At 33.6% G+C, this 16,375-nt stretch carries 13 protein-coding genes; 5 read left to right on the forward strand and 8 right to left on the reverse strand.

The window, feature by feature from the left end:
• Both OD917_RS21335 and OD917_RS21340 read left to right on the forward strand, forming a co-directional pair.
• On the forward strand, window positions 1-1,608 hold a 1,608-nt coding region (locus tag OD917_RS21335; RefSeq protein WP_263525401.1), incomplete at its 5' end, for an MBG domain-containing protein.
• A gap of 25 nt (window positions 1,609-1,633) precedes the next feature.
• The gene (locus OD917_RS21340) at window positions 1,634-2,479 is read left to right on the forward strand and encodes a PorT family protein (protein WP_263525402.1); all 846 of its coding nucleotides are present in this window, start codon (window positions 1,634-1,636) and stop codon (window positions 2,477-2,479) included.
• Window positions 2,480-2,709: 230 nt separating this feature from the next.
• Here OD917_RS21340 and katG read toward each other — a convergent pair whose 3' ends face one another.
• On the reverse strand, window positions 2,710-4,980 hold the full coding sequence (gene katG, locus OD917_RS21345) for a catalase/peroxidase HPI (RefSeq protein ID WP_263525403.1): 2,271 nt from the start codon (window positions 4,978-4,980) through the stop codon (window positions 2,710-2,712).
• A 382-nt stretch (window positions 4,981-5,362) separates the two neighbouring features.
• Here katG and OD917_RS21350 point away from each other — a divergent pair, with 382 nt between their 5' ends.
• On the forward strand, window positions 5,363-5,821 hold the full coding sequence (locus OD917_RS21350; protein ID WP_263525424.1) for an RNA methyltransferase: 459 nt from the start codon (window positions 5,363-5,365) through the stop codon (window positions 5,819-5,821).
• A gap of 113 nt (window positions 5,822-5,934) precedes the next feature.
• On the forward strand, window positions 5,935-6,714 hold the full coding sequence (locus OD917_RS21355) for a hypothetical protein (RefSeq protein WP_263525404.1): 780 nt from the start codon (window positions 5,935-5,937) through the stop codon (window positions 6,712-6,714).
• 113 nt (window positions 6,715-6,827) lie between these two features.
• Here OD917_RS21355 and OD917_RS21360 read toward each other — a convergent pair whose 3' ends face one another.
• The 5 genes from OD917_RS21360 to OD917_RS21380 form a co-directional block, all read right to left on the reverse strand.
• Complete coding sequence (locus OD917_RS21360; protein ID WP_263525405.1) at window positions 6,828-7,331, reverse strand: hypothetical protein; 504 nt, start codon at window positions 7,329-7,331, stop codon at window positions 6,828-6,830.
• Between the two features lie 15 nt (window positions 7,332-7,346).
• On the reverse strand, window positions 7,347-8,039 hold the full coding sequence (locus OD917_RS21365; protein WP_263525406.1) for a hypothetical protein: 693 nt from the start codon (window positions 8,037-8,039) through the stop codon (window positions 7,347-7,349).
• A gap of 20 nt (window positions 8,040-8,059) precedes the next feature.
• On the reverse strand, window positions 8,060-8,824 hold the full coding sequence (locus OD917_RS21370; protein WP_263525407.1) for an intradiol ring-cleavage dioxygenase: 765 nt from the start codon (window positions 8,822-8,824) through the stop codon (window positions 8,060-8,062).
• 166 nt (window positions 8,825-8,990) lie between these two features.
• On the reverse strand, window positions 8,991-9,683 hold the full coding sequence (locus tag OD917_RS21375) for a LytR/AlgR family response regulator transcription factor (protein ID WP_263525408.1): 693 nt from the start codon (window positions 9,681-9,683) through the stop codon (window positions 8,991-8,993).
• A complete protein-coding gene (locus tag OD917_RS21380; RefSeq protein ID WP_263525409.1) occupies window positions 9,680-10,777 on the reverse strand; it encodes a sensor histidine kinase in 1,098 nt (365 codons plus the stop codon). Before OD917_RS21380 ends, OD917_RS21375 begins: the two co-directional genes overlap by 4 nt.
• 246 nt (window positions 10,778-11,023) lie before the next feature.
• On the opposite strand from OD917_RS21380, the gene lepB reads away from it, so the two are divergent.
• Complete coding sequence (gene lepB, locus OD917_RS21385; RefSeq protein ID WP_263525410.1) at window positions 11,024-12,634, forward strand: signal peptidase I; 1,611 nt, start codon at window positions 11,024-11,026, stop codon at window positions 12,632-12,634.
• A gap of 184 nt (window positions 12,635-12,818) precedes the next feature.
• Here the strand turns inward: lepB and OD917_RS21390 are convergent, their stop codons facing one another.
• Both OD917_RS21390 and OD917_RS21395 read right to left on the reverse strand, forming a co-directional pair.
• Window positions 12,819-15,257 (reverse strand): DUF4982 domain-containing protein, encoded by a 2,439-nt coding sequence (locus tag OD917_RS21390; protein ID WP_263525411.1) that lies wholly within the window; start codon window positions 15,255-15,257, stop codon window positions 12,819-12,821.
• 86 nt (window positions 15,258-15,343) lie between these two features.
• The gene (locus OD917_RS21395; protein ID WP_263525412.1) at window positions 15,344-16,375 is read right to left on the reverse strand and encodes an arabinogalactan endo-beta-1,4-galactanase; all 1,032 of its coding nucleotides are present in this window, start codon (window positions 16,373-16,375) and stop codon (window positions 15,344-15,346) included.

A 16,375-nucleotide genomic window follows, 5' to 3' on the forward strand; every position in this document is an offset into this window, starting at 1 on the left:
TCTGAAACGGCTAACGGACTTACTGCAGGAACTTATATGGTGACGATTTCCGATACTAACTCATGTTCACTTACTAAAACAATTACAATAAATGAACCTGAAGCATTAAATGTAACTGCTGCAATAACTGACGTTTCTTGTCATAACGGAAACAATGGTTCGGCTACTGTAAATGTTTCGGGAGGAAGCGGAATTTATAATTATTTATGGGCTCCTTATGGAGGAACTACAGCTACTGCAGACGGTCTTACAGCTGGAAATTACAATGTAACCATTACAGATTCTAATTCTTGTACTTTCACACTTGCAGTTATCATTAATCAGCCTACTGAACCGATTGTTTTAAGCACGTCATCAGCAGAAAATATTACCATTTCTACAGCAGTTTTATCAGGAACTGCTTCTTCTGATGGAATTGGCAAAGATAAAGGAGATTGCCTTAGCGAAACTGGATTTGTTTATGCACTTCATACTAATCCTTTAATAACTGATACTAAAATTAATTTGGGAAGTTCTTTAGGTATATTAAATTCGGCTTTAAAAGATCTTAAAGGGAACGCTACTTATTATGTTAGAACTTATGCTTTAAACAGTAACGGTTATATTAATTATGGAAACGAAATTAGTTTTACAACTGAAAAATACACGCTTTCTATTACTGCTTCCTCGGGACATACAAAAGTCTACGGAACAGCTGATCCTGTATTAAGTTATACGATATCAGGACTTGTCAATGGTGATACTGATTCCATTATAAAAGGAAGTCTTTCTAGAGATTTGGGTGAAAATGTAGGAACATACAATATTAATTTGGGCACTATAAATGCTGGCGCAGATTATACTATTATTTTTAAAGGAGCTTCTTTTGAAATCACAAAAGCAGACCAAATTATTACTTGGAATCAAAACTTAGAATTTGGCTGTGAGACTCAAAATTCTTCAATTCTTAACGCTTCTGCAGACAGTGGATTGCCAATAACTTATTCTATAGACAATAACGAAATTGCCCAAATTTCAGGAGATGTTTTAAACATAAAAAATTCAGGAAATACAACAATTACGGCTTCGCAGAATGGCGATCAAAATCACAATGCAGCTTCCGCAGTAATAAAATCAATCGAAGTAAGCAACGGAGGACTTATAACACAGAAATGGGCTGATGTTCTTGTCTTTGATAATCATTCAAAAGAATTTGTTTCTTGGCAATGGTATAAAAATGGAATGGCAGTTTCTGGTGCGACACAACAATATTACAGTGAAAACCAGACTTTAAATGGCACTTATTTTGTCATTGCAATAAATAAAGAAGGAAAAGCTATAAAATCTTGCCCTTTTGAAGCTTTGGAAACGACCTTCAGTAACACATTGAAATTATATCCAAATCCTGTAAAACCATCTAACGTATTCACTTTAGACTGTAACTTTAATGAAACACTTCTTAACGGAGCATCATTAAGCATTTTTGATATAAATGGAAAACTAATCAAAACTGTTTCTAATTTAAAAGCACAAAACCAGATTACTGCACCTTCACAAACAGCAGTTTATGTTTTGATGTTGGTTTTATCAAATGGCGAACAGAAAACAATTAATCTTTTGGTAAAGTAAAAAGACATTCAATTCAAAATTAGTTATGATGAAATTTAAAACAGTAATAGGAATATTTTTAATATACAGCACTTTACAAGCGCAGGAGATCAATGTTAAACTTAAAAGTGGCCTTTCAGGAATTTTATACGAAAGCACACTTGGAAACGGCCAGTTACAAGCTGGTGGAGGTTTAGGAATCGGATATACTTATTTCTTCAATAAACATTGGGGAATAAGTACTGGTTTTGAAGTCAACAACAACTATAACAAATTCAAAATAGACAATGAAACAACTATCAATTCTTATGAAATTGATGATCAAACTTCTGCTTTTGAATATAGAGTAACAGTAAAAAACTATCAGGAAAAACAGCACTTTGTTTCTTTTGCTATTCCAGTTCTTGCGCAATTCAGAACTCTCCTTTCTGCCAATTTGCAATGGTATTTAGGATTTGGTTATAAAGTTTTATTTTCTGGAAAACAGAACATTAAAGCTTCTGCTGATGAACTCCAAATGAGCGGTTATTATCCCGACTCAGATCTTCTAATAGATAATTTGCCTGCACATGGTTTTGGGAAAGTAACCAATTGGCAAGATGAAACTTCTACAAGTTTAAATACCATCTTTCTAGTAAGCGCTGAAACGGGAGTAACTATTAAGTTAAAAGAAAATTTACAATTATACACTGGTATTTATGCAGATTATGGCCCATCCGATTTTGTCAAAAATAATCCGAATAGTAATATTGTGACATATAATTCAAATGGAATTACAAATTCCCAAGCAAATGGTGTTGCTGGAAACAGAAAAATAGTTCAGGACACTAAATACTTATCTGCTGGAATTCAATTAAAATTAGGTTTTTCATTAAAAAAAGTAAAGCCTTAATGAATACTAAGCAACTTACTTTGCGGTTGATAATGGAAGGCGGTTGATAAATCAACCGCCTTTTAATTTTATATAAACTTTCTTTCTCTTATTATTTCTTCAATTCTCCCTATATCAATCATAAAAAATAATCTAGAAAAAACTTCATGTATAAAGATTTATTTAAACATAAGTGATAAAAAAAGACGCCAATTATGGCGTCTCTTATAAGCTTAGTATTTAAAACTAAATTATTTTAATTCAAATCTGTCCAGATTCATTACTTTAGTCCATACAGCAACAAAATCATTTATAAATTTTTCCTGTGCATCAGAAGCAGCATATACTTCAGCGATTGCTCTTAGTTCTGAATTTGATCCAAAAACAAGATCAGCGCGAGTTCCAATCCATTTTGGCTGTCCAGTGCTTCGGTCGTTTCCTGTATAAAGTTCTTTATCATTAGAAACTGATTTCCATTCCGTATTCATATCCAAAAGATTGATATAGAAATCATTTGTCAAATGACCAGGTCTGTTTGTAAAAACACCATTTTTACTTCCGTCTGCATTAATATCCAGAACGCGAAGTCCTCCTAAAAGCACCGTTAATTCAGGTGCAGTAAGAGTTAATAAATGTGCTTTATCTATAAGAAGTTCTTCTGTTAAAACCGTTGATTTTGTTTTTCTATAATTTCTAAAACCATCCGATTTTGGTTCAAGATATCCAAATGATTCAACATCTGTTTGCTCTGCAGATGCATCCATACGTCCAGCAGAAAAAGGCACTGTTACTGAAACTCCCGCATTTTTAGCAGCTTTCTCAACAGCTGCCGATCCTCCTAAAACTATCAAATCAGCCAGTGAAACTTTTTTGTCTCCATTTGCATCATTAAATTCTTTTTGGATAGCTTCTAATTTATCCAAAACAACCTTTAATGCAGATGGGTTATTTACTTCCCAATCTTTTTGAGGCGCAAGTCTTATGCGGCCTCCATTTGCACCACCTCGCTTATCTGATCCTCTAAAAGTAGAAGCCGAAGCCCACGCTGTTGAAACCAACTGAGATACACTCAATCCTGAATTTAGAATTTTCTCTTTTAGTTGAGCTACATCACTATCATTAATTAGGGCATGATTTACCTCTGGAATTGGATCTTGCCATAATAATTCTTCTGCTGGTACTTCAGATCCAAGATAAAGGGCTTTTGGTCCCATATCACGATGTGTTAATTTAAACCATGCTCTAGCAAAAGCATCAGCAAACTCATCAGGATTTTCTAAAAATCTACGTGATATTTTCTCATAAGCTGGATCCAGTCTTAAAGATAAATCTGTAGTAAGCATCGTTGGAAGATGTTTTTTGTTAGCATCAAAAGCATCCGGAATAAATGCCTCAGCATTTTTTGCTACCCATTGATGTGCGCCTGCTGGACTTTTAGAAAGCTCCCATTCAAAACCAAATAAATTTTCGAAGAAGTTATTACTCCACTGAGTTGGTGTTTTTGTCCAAATAACTTCAAGTCCGCTTGTAATAGCATCCGAACCTTTTCCTGAACCATAACTATTTTGCCATCCCAATCCCTGTAATTCTAAACCAGCTGCTTCAGGTTCTTTACCCACATTATCAGAAGAAGCCGCTCCGTGAGTTTTTCCAAAGGTATGTCCTCCAGCTATTAACGCTACCGTTTCCTCATCATTCATCGCCATACGGCCAAAGGTATCTCTTATGTCTTTTGCTGCCGCAATAGGATCAGGATTTCCATCAGGACCTTCTGGATTTACATATATAAGTCCCATTTGTACTGCCGCAAGAGGTTTTTCAAGATTTCTGCTATGGATATTACCATCTGCGTCATCATCTGATGATACTACACCATGATCTTTCGGCACACCTTCGGAACCATCTTTATAACGTTCATCACCACCTAACCATGTAGTTTCAGATCCCCAATATACAGATTCATCGGCTTCCCATACATCTACACGTCCTCCTGCAAAACCAAATGTTTTAAACCCCATTGATTCTAGGGCAACGTTTCCTGTTAGAATCAACAAATCGGCCCACGAAATCTTTTGTCCATATTTTTGTTTGATTGGCCAAAGCAATCTTCTCGCTTTATCAAGACTCACATTATCAGGCCAGCTATTAAGAGGCGCAAATCGCTGTTGTCCTGCTCCTGCACCGCCTCGTCCATCATGCACGCGATAAGTTCCTGCACTGTGCCATGCCATTCTTATGAAAAGACCTCCGTAGTGACCAAAATCAGCAGGCCACCAATCTTGTGAATCAGTCATAAGAGCATGTAAATCTTTCTTCAGTGCCTCAATATCCAAGGTTTTAAAAGCTTCTGCATAATTAAAATCCTTATCCAGCGGATTTGATAATAATGAATTCTGTCTCAGGATGTTTACCTTTAACTGTTTAGGCCACCAGTCAAGATTCTTTGTTCCTGCTGCGGCTTGTTTGTCCATACTCCCATTATGAAAAGGGCATTTGCTGATGTCATTCGATTGATTATCCATAAGTTTAAATTTTTTATTTTTTACTAAATTACTAACTAATGAAACAGAAAGATATGAGAACGAATCATAAATAACACTTCTAAAATAGACAAAATCTATTTTTGGGCTATTTCCTAATTACGTTTACTTATACGGGTCAAATGGTATTTTACAAAAGGCTTTTAGAAAAGAAAATATTTTTAATCATATAAATTTAATAAAAAGAATCTTTTTATTTCAACGAAAATTCGAGCAGTATTTCTTTTAATAATCTTATAACATTTAAAAATTGATTCGTTAACCTCCAGATTTAATAGAAAATATCTAATCTCAAATCAAAACTACATTCTTTCAACTCAATAAAATATTGATTTATGTATATTCAGTTTGTACTTTTGCCTTTATGAATGACAATTTTATAAACGAATACTTCGGCATAGGAATACAAAATGGAAAAACGCCTGAAAACTTAGGTGTTTTATGGCGATCTGCTCAAAATTTAGGCGCTACTTTTATATTTACTATAGGTAATCGATATGCAAAACAAGCTTGTGATACTCATGATGCAGTAAAAGCAATTCCTTATTTTCACTACGATACTTTTGAAGCTTTTTTTGAAAATTTACCAAAAGGAGCAAGATTAGTTGGGGTTGAATTATCTGATAAAGCTTCTGACTTAGAAACCTTTGAACATCCAAGACGCTGTGTCTATATATTAGGAGCAGAAGATCATGGCTTATCCAAAAAAGTAATGGAAAAATGCCATCATTTAGTAAAATTCAAATCAGAAAAAAGTTTAAATGTAGCTGTGGCTGGAACTATTGTCATGTACGATAGAAATTTATCTAAACCACGTTCTTAAGTAAAATAGTGAAAGCTTGTTCCAGATTATAATCTGAAACCGGATTTTGATATACTGTAAACATTTTTTTTCCATCTTTATATAAAAATTGGTTTAACTAAAACAGTATAATAATGGAATCTAATATGCTAATTAACGCTGAAGCTTGGCTCATTGCTCTTCTGCTTTTTATCGTAATGCTTTTTTCTGTTTTTATTGGAAAGACAATTGGAAGTCGTAAGCGCAACGAAAAAGATTCTGAGGAAAAAGCTTCAGAAACTTCCGCGCTAACTGCCCTGCTTTTCTTCTTGCTTGCCTTCACATTCGGAATGAGTAGCGAGCGATATGATTCGAGAAGAAAAATAGTGGTTGAAGAAGCCAATGATATAGGTACCGCACTACTTCGCTGCGACCTTTATCCAGATTCTGTTCGGACTTTACTTCGTAAGGATTTTAAAGAATATGTAGATGCAAGAATTGACTATTATGCTGCTGGCCCAGATTTAAAAAAGATTCTAAAAGCCGACAGTCTCTCCCAAGTAATTTCATCCAAATTATGGAAGCGTACTGCGGAACTGTCTAAAGATCCAAAAAACTTGGCAGCTACACAGCAAATGATTCCTGCTCTGAATACGATGATCGACGTTACATCATCACGTCTTGCCGGCGAAAAAGCGAAAGTTCCGCAAAGCATTCTGGTAATGTTATTTTTCCTTTCTGCCATTACAGCTTTCTATAACGGATATTCAGACGCTAGAAAAGGAAAAGTAGATTGGCTAGTCGAAACTGGATTCTGTCTTCTAGTATCTCTTGTAATTCTCTTTACTCTTGATCTAGACAGACCTAGAAGAGGTTTTGTAAATCTTGATGTTCCCAATCAGACCATTATTGATCTTCAAAAAAACTTTAATTAACTTTTAAAGTTCAGAAAAAACACAAAAGAATCTGTTGCAGTTTATTCTTTGCAACAGATTCTTTTGTGTTTATATTTTATTCTAAAATTATTCCAGATGAAAAAGATGAAATGCTATTCTTTTTGGATAAAACAAATGGACAGATTTTGTCTTGTTGGAAACATAATAACCTCATATTCGTTTGTATTATCCGTATTTTTAGATACTACATAATTTCCATCAATAATTCCGAAATAAGTTAATAGCGGAGAATAAAATGTAATTCCTATTTTATGTTTTAAATGATCTGTAATATCACTGTTAATAATGTCCAGTTTATAATTAATAAACGGAAAATACTGATTTCCTAGCACATCTGAAACTCTATGAAAATTACCCTTTAACTGCTGAACGTATCCATCGGCAGCAATTCCGACTAGAAAATGCAGTTGTGAAGCTTTTTCATTCTCAAACAATAATTCCCTGAAAGTATTTCTAGGATTTTCAGAAGAATTAAACTGCTGGCTCTGCATTTTATATTCTTTAAAAGTATCTTCAAAAACATATTTATCCCATAATATTGTAGAAGAACTATCAATAATTACACGATATGCAAGCCTTATTTTTGATATTTCCATGTATTATATTCCAATTTATTTTAAGGCAACTTCAAAAACCAGCAAAACAGCGTTTTCAGAAAGAGCTTCCCATTCTATTGCACTTACTTTTTTAAGACTTAAACCATCTTTTGCTTCTAAAAGTCTGTCTTCTACTTCGAAAGCGCCGTTAATCACAAATACAAAAACACCATTTTTAGTATCTTTTAAAGTATAAGAACCATGCTTTCTACCATCATAAACACCTATAAAACCAGCATTTTTTCCAATTTCGAATAAAGACGACATTCTATTTCTAGTACTAAAATCGATTTCTGAAAGTTCAGAGTGATTTTGATAAAATTGCAAATCTTGTAGAAAATCAATCTGTAGATAACTTACGATTTCATTTTCATACGGGTTAAATATTTCAAAAGACATTTCGCTTGAAACTTTCAATAACTTAATCTGATCAACTCTTAAAAATTCCGATTTAAGATGATTATCTGAATATTCTACTCCTCCAAATAATGGCAAAATAACAACATTGGTGTTCTCCTTAACTGTTACATTAATACGCTGATTTGGACCAAGTATTTCTTCATTCAAAATTTGTAATGTCCCAAATGGTTTTCTGGACAAATCCTGATAATCTGCAAAATTAAAAGTGGCAAAGCAATTATGGTTTTCTGTTTTAAAAACTCCTCTTGCTTCTGACTTATATATTTGTGTTGGAATCTGCTTAATCATCTTAATTAACTTAAAGGTTTTTAAGCCGCAACTTTAATCGTGTGTTTTAAAACAAAACCTTCTGAAACGCTTCCTGTAACTTCAGCTAATTCATTGGCAACTGAATCAGAAAAAACATTATCAGAAGCGTTATATGTGTAGCCTGACAATCCTTTTGTATATCCGTTTGCTGTTGATGCATTTACCAAAGCTACTGCACTGCCAGAACCCTCAGGAAATGCAATTTGAGTTACTAATAATGAAGTTCCGCTAGAATTATAAATATGAACATGAATATGTGTTGCACGGCTTGTGTACCAGCCTGGAAATATAGATGTAAAAGTCACTAATCCGTTTTCGTCTGTAGTCTGTCTTCCTCTTAAAAAATGCGACGAAGTGTAGTTAACAGACTGCATAGAAGTGCCTCCATACTCAGAATAATATCCATCTTTATCGCAATGCCAGATATCTACAATAGCATCTTTTAAAGCCGCACAGCTTGCTTTTGTATTCTGTATTGTAATATTGATCTTAAAAGCAACTCCTGTTCTGTCCATGATAATATCTGATTTTACTAAAGAAGACGGCGTAATAGTCGGAAATGGACCAGCCGTTTCGGAAGAAGTTACAGAGCAGTCTCCAGAACCAGAATTAGATCCTGTGTCGGTAGCCGTATCGCTATCCGTATTGGTGTCTGTTGATGTGCTTTCAGAATCGTCATCTTTACTGCATGCATTTAGGATTGGAATAGCAAATGAACCTATTCCTACTAAACCTAAACCTCTTAAAAAATCTTTTCTTTTCATATTCACTTGTTTTTTTTTTGTTATAATCATTTAAATAATGAACAGTATTTTTTAAGTAAAATTATCTGAAATTATAATCGCGAAAAAAGTTTGAGGTAATCAGCAATAATTATGAGGTAAACCGAGAAGAAAAAATATTTTGTAGTAAAATTAGTTCAATAAAAATTTATTGTTTTTTGCTTAAAAAATCAAAAAAAGCGGTTTCAAAACTAGCGCTTATTGGTATTTCTGCCTGATCTATATAAATGATTTTATTCCTTATTCTCTCTATTTTAGAAACAGGAACAATGAAGGAACGGTGCACACGAACGAATTCTGTTTCTGGTAATTTTTGAAGTATGGTTTTCAAAGTCATTCGCGTTACAACTGTTTTTTGATTTTGAATATGAATTTTAAGATAATCATCTAAACCTTCTATGTATAAAATATCCGAAAAAAGGATTTTAACCAGACTATAATCGGCACGGATAAAAAGATGCTGCTGTTCTAAATTCTGATTCTGATATTTCCATTGCTGCAAAGCTTTCTCGGCGGCCTGCTGAAATCGAGAAAAAGAAATTGGTTTTAAAAGATAATCTGTGGCACTCAATGTAAATCCCTCAACAGCATATTGTGAATAAGCCGTTGTAAAAATCACCATTGTTTTATGTGGCAGTTTTTTATAAAAATCCAATCCTGAAATGGCAGGCATATTTATATCTAAAAATAACAGGTCAACTGGGTATTTTTTAAGGTATTTAAAAGCCTCTTCAGATTTTGAAAACGTTTTCTGCAGATCGATATATTCAATTTCTGCACATAAACTCTGTAGAATTTCTAATGCCAGAGGTTCATCATCTAATGCAATTGCTTTTATCATACTTTGATGCTTAATTTTACAATATACTTATCAGCACTATTTTCAATTTCCAGCTGGTGCCTGTTTGAATATAATAACGTTAGTCTTTCAATTGTATTTTGTAAACCAATGCCCGTTTCAGATTTGACAGAAAATGTTTTTTTGTTAGATACTTCCATCTTAAGCATATCTTCTAAAATATCAATATGAATACCAATTTCAGAAGTTTGATCTGGATTTACGCCGTGCTTAAAAGCATTTTCGATAAATGAAACTAGAATAAGCGGGGTTATCGATTTACCAAATGGCTTTCCGCTAACTTGATAATCAACCTTAGCAGTATTACCCAAACGCGTTTTTTGGAGTGAAATAAAACTGTTTATATAATTGATTTCTTTGCTTAAATCAATTACTTCCTCATTAGCTTCCGAAATTATATAACGCATAAGTTCAGAAAGCTGTATGACAGCATCTGGAGTTCTATCGTCTTTCTTTAAAGCCAGCGCATAAATGCTATTAAGTGTATTGAACAAAAAATGCGGATTAATCTGCGCTTTCAAAAAAGCAAGTTCCGATTTCATTTTTTCTTTTTCTACATTTTGCAACCTTCCAGAAATAGCAAATAACAGACTCGAAATCACTCCGAGTAAATACACAAGTGCTGTATGTCCATACTGTGTTGGTGGTCCGCCCATTGTATCAAAAGACATTGGATGCGGAGGCATTCCTCGAAAATCAGGTGGTAGTTTTATTCCTTCGAATGGTTTTGGATCGCCAGAAAAACTTCTTGGATGAGGTCTAAAATCTAAAAAATTATGATCTGGATGATCTAGAAATCTTGATATCCAAAGAAAAAATAAAAGAAAACAAGCAATCATTATAAAATAAAGTAACCGCTTGTTTTTAAAATAATATTTCGGAATTAAATAATAGTAGTTAAAATAGAAGAAACACAATAAACTGAAATAAATAAAGAAATAGATTCGGTCGTGTACATTTGAGTACAAATCTGGCCATGTAAAAATGGTTTTTGATGATGTAAATGCATAAGGCAGAAATAAAAAAGCCAAACACAAACACAAATGAAGCGCATAAAACGAAATTTTCCTTTTCATAAATCTTACGGATTTATTCCAAATTTAGCGATCCTCTTGGTTAGAATCAAATTAATGAGGTGAAACCATAAAATCTCGCGATTATAAAATTCTTCTAAACACCTCTAAACTTAATTCAACCAAATAATTTATTCCCTAGCTACTTTGTAACATAATTAGAAAAAGACTACATATAACTAATTATTTTAATTGAATATCCTGTTTATTTTTTATCCTCATTCCATTTAAACACAAAAAACGCAAAATATGAATTTATCAGAATGGCTTATTTTCATTTTAATTATGCAGATTATTCATGGACTATCTACTTGGAAGCTTTACTTAATGGCTGGCAGAAAGGCTATAGAATCATTTATTCCAATTTATAATTTAATTGTTTTAATGAAAATTATCAACCGCCCACAATGGTGGTGTTTTCTATTATTCTTACCAATTATCAATCTTATAATGATTCCTGTAGTTTGGGTAGAAACAATTAGAAGTTTTGGAAAAAACTCGATGGTTGATACTATACTAGTTGTTCTGACATTAGGATTCTACATCACTTTTTTAAATTATACATCAGAAAATCTTGTCTATATTGAGAATAGAGATCTCAATTCTAAATCTAAAGGAGCAGATACGGTAAGTTCTCTTTTATTTGCAATTATTGTCGCTACTCTAGTTCACACCTATATTATTCAGCCTTTTACTATTCCCTCTTCGTCACTAGAAAAGACTTTATATATTGGGGATTTTTTATTTGTAAGTAAAATTAATTATGGGCCAAGAACTCCCATGACCACCATCGCATTGCCAATGGTTCATGACACAATTCCTGTTTTAAATAGAAAATCGTATTTATTTAATGACGATGAGACAAAAAAAGAAACATCATTATTAAACAAGTTTCAGCTACCTTACTTTAGATTTCCTGCAATAGAAAAAATAGAACGCAACGATATTGTTGTATTTAATCAGCCAGCAGACACATTACGTGATATGGATAATTTTCATCCTGATCGAAATTATTATAAGCCAATTGATAAGAAAACAAATTTAGTAAAGAGGTGCGTTGGAATAGCTGGTGATTCTTTAGAAATTCGTAATGGCGATATTTATATTAATGGAAAATTGAGCGTAATGCCTGAAAGTGCGAAACCACAGTATAACTTTTTTGTTGATACAAAAGGGCAAACAATTGGTCAAGAAGCTCTTGTAAATATGTACGGTGCCAGAGAAGGCATGAAATACAACAATGGCTTTTTTGCTCAAACTGATAAAGGGCAATATTTTTTAACATTGACAGATAAAGAAGCTGCTTTGATCGCAAAGAATCCAATGGTAAAAAGCGTCACAAAATATTTAACTCCAAAGGGAACAGACGGAGATGTTTTTCCTCATGATTCTTCTTTAGGCTGGAACATAGACAATTTCGGTCCAATTTATATTCCAAAAAAAGGTGCAACAGTAAAATTGGATTTAAAAACACTGCCTTTTTATAAGAGAATCATTCAGGAATATGAGAAAAACACTTTAATAGTAAAAGGGGACAAAATTATAATAAACGGTAGAATTAGCAATTCATACACTTTTAAACAGGATTATTATTGGATGATGGGCGATAACCGCCAAAACTCTTTAGATGCCAGATTTTGGGGATATGTTCCTTTTGACCACGTAATTGGAAAACCTGTATTCATTTGGTTCAGTTGGGAAAAAGACGGCAAAGGCATAAATAAAATCAGGTGGAATCGTATTTTTTCAGTAGTTGGAAACAGCGAACCTAAATCTTATTTAATTCATTTTCTAGCCATCGTTGGCCTTTACATTATTGTCAAAAAAATAATTAAAAAAAGAAAACAAAATAAGGTCTAAATGATATCCAAGTTATTGTCTTTTTAATATAAAAAAATAAGGCAATTTCTCTATTTGATAAAAACCTCATATACCTCTTTTGATGGTTTGAGTAAAAAGTTAGGGAGAGTTTAAATAAAAAACTCTCCCTCAACATCGAAATTACTAACATTCTAAAAACTCAAAATTTATAGTTGCCTAATCATCAATGTTCTGCTTTTAAATTTATTTTACCTTTTTGAAGTCCCTTACCCGTCACTTCCAGTTGAATTGCGCCTGCCGTCTGAATTGCTTTAACCAACACCACAAGTTTACCACTAAAAAGTTTCATTTTATTATGGTGAAATATTTCTAATGATGTTGCATCGCCATTGCATGCCGCTCTGTAAGTTCCTGCCCCAGTTACTTTAAATTGAAGTTCATTATTTGCTATAGGACACGGAATTCCATTCTTATCTACTACTGAAACTGTTACAAAAGAGATATCTTCGCCATCAGCTTTTATAGTTTCGCGATCTGCATTTAGTACAATTTTATAAGGATTTCCGGCTGTTTTAACTTCACTTTCAGCAGCTATTTTTCCATTTGAATCAAATGCAACAACTTTTACAGTTCCTGGCTCATACTTTACATCATTCCACATTAAACGATAACGGTTTTGTGGAGTTGAATTGTTTTTTTTCTGAATCCCCATGCTTTTTCCATTAACAAAAAGCTCTGCACTGTCATAATTAGTGTAAACGAAAACAGGAGTGATTTCTCCTTCCCTTCCCTTCCAGTTCCAATGTGGCAGTATGTGAAGCGTTTTGTCCTTAGTATTCCATCTGCTTCTATAAAGATAAAAACGGTCTTTAGGAAGTCCTGCTAAATCTGAAATTCCAAAATAAGAACTTCTTGATGGCCATTTTTCATCGTAAGGCGTAGGTTCTCCTAAATAATCAAAACCAGTCCATACAAATTCGCCAATAACCCACGGTTTATCATCTTGAAGAACAAAATCTTCATCAGGAACATTGGACCAGTCGCATGCTTCAAGATCGTACGACGAACTTTGAAAATCATCATATTGTTTATTCTTTGCCTGCACAACAGGAAATTTATAAATTCCTCTTGAGCTTACTGTTGATGCCGTTTCTGACCCTAAGATAAATCCTTGGGGAAATGTTTTATACGCTTCTTCGTAAAGATGCACTCTATAATTTAATCCCGGAATATCGAGCAAAGCTCCAAAACCAGATTCCATAGTTGCTTTTACCTGATCCATACCAACAGTCACGGGTCTTGTAGGATCTTCACGGTGAAAAATGTCCTGTAGCCATCTAGCACGTTTTACCCCTTCAGCTCCCCATTGATCTGGGACTTCATTTCCGGAACTCCACATTACAATAGACGGATGATTTCGTGTAGCTCTCACTAAATTTACAATATCTTTCTCGGCATATTGTTCAAAAAAGCGGTGATATCCGTTTTCTACTTTTGGCTTTGCCCATTCATCAAAACTTTCTGCAAGAAACATAAATCCCATTTCATCAGCCAATTCAAGCTGTTCAAAAGAAGGCATATTATGAGAACTTCTAATCGCGTTACAGCCCAAATCTTTTAAAATTGTAAGCTGTCTTCGAAGAGCTGCTTTATTTACAGCCGCACCAAGTGGACCCAAATCATGATGAAGACAAACTCCTTTGAATTTGGTCACTTTACCATTAAGACTAAATCCTATTTTGGGTTCGTATTTAATAAATCGTATACCAAACTTTATGTTTTGCTCGTCTTTTAAAGTTCCATCAGCTGCATATAATTTGGTTACCGCTGTATAGAGATAAGGTGTTTCTGGACTCCACAAATGAGGATTAGCAACTTCAATTATTTGATGAAATTTTCGATTTACTGCTTCTGTACTTTTTTGTGTTGCTACCACATTATTACTAGCATCCTTTATTTCAGTTACCATTGATACGTTGCTTCCATTAAACTCTGCTTTAATGTCAACATTCGCATTATTGCCTTTCATTTCAGGCGTTGTAATAAAAGTACCCCATTGCGCAAAATTTTCTTCTTCGTTCACCACAATGCTAACTTTTCTATAAAGACCTGCTCCTGGATACCATCTTGAAGAAAATGGCTTATTAGTCAATTTTACTGCCAATATATTTTCTTTTCCAACCAAAAGATCATTAGTAATATCAATATAAAAATAGCTGTATCCATAACCCCACTCTCCTATTTTTTTTCCATTTAAAAAAACTTGAGGCTCACTCATTGCACCTTCAAAAATTAGAAGTGCTTTTTTCCCTTTTTTAAAGTCTGGGATTGTAAATCTATTTCGATACCATCCTGTACCAATATGTGGAAGCGCTCCTGTACGTCCCGTTTTTTCAGTTGGAACTGTTTCTCCGTTTTGTTCAATTGCCGAAACCTGTTTATCCCATTCTTTATCAAAAGGACCATAAATAGCCCAATCATGAGGTACAGTAACTTTTTCCCATTTTGAAGCATCAAAATCTATTGAAAAAGCATCTCCTTTCACTTCTTTAGAAAAAAGCCAGTTATCTTTTAAAATAACCGTTTTGGATTGTGACATAACTTTTCCAGACGAAAAAAATAATAGAGATATGAATAGTACTGATTTAAAAATTGATTTCATTTTCTGTCTTATTTTTTACCATTAAGAAATTAAGTAAATAAAGTTTAAACCTCTTACTTTCTTAATGGTAAAATTTAATTGATTATTTAATTTTTGAAAGCATCTAATGCTGGTGATGGTTTTCCGTCAGGAAGCCAAGCGTTAAGCTGATAACCGCTCCAACTTTTCTCGCCTTCTGGTTCCCAGTAAATAACTCCCAAACCTTTATTGTTGGGTACGCTTTTTACTGCTTTTATAGTAGCTTCAAGCATTTCTTTGGTGTTTTGTTCTAATGTATAATCACCGCCAACTTCGACAACCATAACTTCTTTGTTGTATCGAGAAGCCATATCTTTCAGGTTATTTTCTAAATCTGAAATGTTTTCTTTATAATCTGTTTTGAGCCAAAAAGGGTAATACGAAAGACCAATTATATCATACTTCACTTTATTTTCAGTCGCTTTATCAAAAAACCATCTGAATTTTTCATTTTTATTTCCTTCATCCAAATGAACAATTACTTTGATTTTTGAATCTATAGCTTTTGTCGCCTCATATCCCTTATTAAGCAATTGCGCCAGTTGGTTAAAGTTGTCTGTGCTTCCCTCTGGCCAAAGCATTCCACCTGGGATTTCATTTCCAACTTGAACCCATTCTGGCGTTACTCCAGCTTTTTTCAACAATTTTAAAACATCATAAGTATGTTGGTAAACATCAGTTAGCAATTCTGGAAAAGAATGTTTTGCCCATGCAGCTGGTTTATTCTGTTTTCCCGGATCTGCCCACGAATCGCTGTAATGAAAATCGATCATGATTCGCATTCCCATTTTTTGCGCTCGAACTGCCATGACAACAATTTCTTCTGGACTGCAATGTCCACTGGCTTTATCATCATTTGGATTTACCCAAACACGCAATCTGATGGTATTTATTCCACGATCTTTTAATAATTGAAGACAGTCTTTCTCAGAACCGTCTGTATCGTAAAACTTATATCCTGTCGCCTCCATTTGCGGTAGCCAGCCAACATCTGCTCCTTTAGAAAATGAATATTTTTCAGTTGCCATTTTTGATTTACAGGAAGCAAATAAAATGGCAACTAGCATTAATAAGGAAACATTTTTAAGTGATTTTTTCAT

The sequence above is a fragment of the Flavobacterium sp. SH_e genome (assembly GCF_025717045.1).
In the GTDB taxonomy this organism is placed as follows: domain Bacteria; phylum Bacteroidota; class Bacteroidia; order Flavobacteriales; family Flavobacteriaceae; genus Flavobacterium.

Bases quoted from the DNA above. Each gene is read 5' to 3' on its own strand.
- OD917_RS21340 (WP_263525402.1), top strand. From the start codon at position 1,634: ATGATGAAATTTAAAACAGTAATAGGAATATTTTTAATATACAGCACT.
- katG (WP_263525403.1), bottom strand. From the start codon at position 4,980: ATGGATAATCAATCGAATGACATCAGCAAATGCCCTTTTCATAATGGG.
- OD917_RS21350 (WP_263525424.1), top strand. From the start codon at position 5,363: ATGAATGACAATTTTATAAACGAATACTTCGGCATAGGAATACAAAAT.
- OD917_RS21355 (WP_263525404.1), top strand. From the start codon at position 5,935: ATGGAATCTAATATGCTAATTAACGCTGAAGCTTGGCTCATTGCTCTT.
- OD917_RS21360 (WP_263525405.1), bottom strand. From the start codon at position 7,331: ATGGAAATATCAAAAATAAGGCTTGCATATCGTGTAATTATTGATAGT.
- OD917_RS21365 (WP_263525406.1), bottom strand. From the start codon at position 8,039: ATGATTAAGCAGATTCCAACACAAATATATAAGTCAGAAGCAAGAGGA.
- OD917_RS21370 (WP_263525407.1), bottom strand. From the start codon at position 8,824: ATGAAAAGAAAAGATTTTTTAAGAGGTTTAGGTTTAGTAGGAATAGGT.
- OD917_RS21375 (WP_263525408.1), bottom strand. From the start codon at position 9,683: ATGATAAAAGCAATTGCATTAGATGATGAACCTCTGGCATTAGAAATT.
- OD917_RS21380 (WP_263525409.1), bottom strand. From the start codon at position 10,777: ATGAAAAGGAAAATTTCGTTTTATGCGCTTCATTTGTGTTTGTGTTTG.
- lepB (WP_263525410.1), top strand. From the start codon at position 11,024: ATGAATTTATCAGAATGGCTTATTTTCATTTTAATTATGCAGATTATT.
- OD917_RS21390 (WP_263525411.1), bottom strand. From the start codon at position 15,257: ATGAAATCAATTTTTAAATCAGTACTATTCATATCTCTATTATTTTTT.
- OD917_RS21395 (WP_263525412.1), bottom strand. From the start codon at position 16,375: ATGAAAAAATCACTTAAAAATGTTTCCTTATTAATGCTAGTTGCCATT.